Below are 1,528 nucleotides of genomic sequence, written 5' to 3'. Positions count from 1 at the left end.
TGGAAGACCTGGCGCAAATCATCGATGCCGTGGGCGTGATCGGCATGGTCATGGGTGATGATAACCGCATCAAGGTGAGCGACCCGGGCGGAAAGCAATTGTTCCCGCAAATCCGGCCCGCAATCGATCAGAACGGTCTTCCCGGCGGCCTGCACCAGTACAGAGACACGGCGGCGGCGGTTTTTCGGGTTTTCAGGGTCACAAAGGCCCCAGTTCCCTGCCCCATCGGGCCCACCGATGCGTGGCACGCCGCTAGAGGTGCCACAACCGAGGATCGTGACCTTCATGCCGCCTTGGTGAACAGCGCGTGGAAATTGGCGGTGGTGGTGGTGGCCAGTTCTGCCTCGCTCACGCCGCGCAGATTGGCCAGGAAACGCGCGGTATGGGCGACGAAGGCCGGTTCACAGGTCTTGCCGCGCATCGGCACGGGCGCGAGATAGGGCGAGTCCGTCTCCACCAGCAGGCGATCGGCGGGGATGGTCTTCGCGGTTTCAGCCAAGTCGCGGGCGTTCTTGAAGGTGACGATGCCTGACAGCGAGATGTAGAAACCCAGCGCAAGTGCTTCATCTGCAAAGGCCTGTGACGCTGTGAAACAGTGGATGACGCCGGTCAATGGCCCCTCGCCCGCTTCCTTCAGCAAGGCCAGTGTATCGGCTTCCGCATCGCGCGTATGGACGATGAGCGGCAGGCCGGTCGCTCGCGCCGCCTGGATATGGCTGCGGAAACTGGTCTTCTGCCGTTCCCGATCCGACTTGTCGTAATAATAGTCGAGACCGGTCTCACCGATGGCGACGACGCGTGGGTGATGGGTGGCAGCGATCAGCGTCGCGGCATCGGTATCGGGATGTTCGTCAGCCTCGTGCGGGTGGATGCCGACACTGGCCCAAACGCCGTCGTGCGCATCAGCGATGGCGATCACGCCGTCCCACTCGCTCACCCGGCAGGAAATGGCGAGGAAACCACCCACCCCGGCACCGCGGGCGCGGGCCAGCACGCCGGGCACATCTTCACCCAGGCTGGCGTAATTGAGGTGGCAATGGCTGTCGATCAGCATCTCAGCCTTCCAGCGTGATGCGCGGGAAGACGCCGGCGGGCGGCGGCAGCTGCGTGCCGGCGTCAACTGGCGTGTTGAAGCCATTGAAATCTCGTGCATCAGCCGCCACGCCCAGCAGATCGAGCAGCTGCGCCGTGCTGGCCGGCATGAAGGGCTGGGCGAGGATAACAATGCGCCGGGTGGCGTCGAGCGTGGCGGCCAGCACTTCGGCCATGCGGGCCACGTCGGTCTTGGCCAGCGCCCACGGCGCAGTCTCGGCGAAATAGCCGTTGGCGGCGGCGACCATGGCCATCAGCGCATCGAGGGCCTTGTGCAGCGCCAGCGCGTTCATGGCGGTGAAATAGGCTTCGCTGCCGGACAGGAATGCCTCCTTCAGCCGCAATTCCGTTTCACCGGCCTCACCGCGCACCGGCATCACGCCGCCGAGGTTCTTGCCCACCATCGACAGGCTGCGCTGCGCCAGGTTGCCGATGC

The 1,528-nt window shown here is 64.8% G+C and carries 2 protein-coding genes and 1 pseudogene; all 3 read right to left on the bottom strand.

What is annotated here, in order from left to right:
• Positions 1 to 287 (bottom strand): MBL fold metallo-hydrolase (locus RT662_RS02025; protein ID WP_313668727.1); only part of this gene is annotated, 287 nt, incomplete at its 3' end.
• Positions 284 to 1,054 (bottom strand): TatD family hydrolase, encoded by a 771-nt coding sequence (locus RT662_RS02020; protein WP_313668725.1) that lies wholly within the window; start codon positions 1,052 to 1,054, stop codon positions 284 to 286. The genes RT662_RS02020 and RT662_RS02025, both read right to left, overlap by 4 nt.
• Before the next feature lies 1 nt (position 1,055).
• Positions 1,056 to 1,528 (bottom strand): annotated as a pseudogene (locus RT662_RS02015) (methionine--tRNA ligase); the annotation flags it as partial.

This window comes from Sandarakinorhabdus sp. (assembly GCF_032115815.1).
GTDB lineage: Bacteria > Pseudomonadota > Alphaproteobacteria > Sphingomonadales > Sphingomonadaceae > Sandarakinorhabdus.
This window is presented reverse-complemented; position numbering and strand designations above follow the sequence as displayed.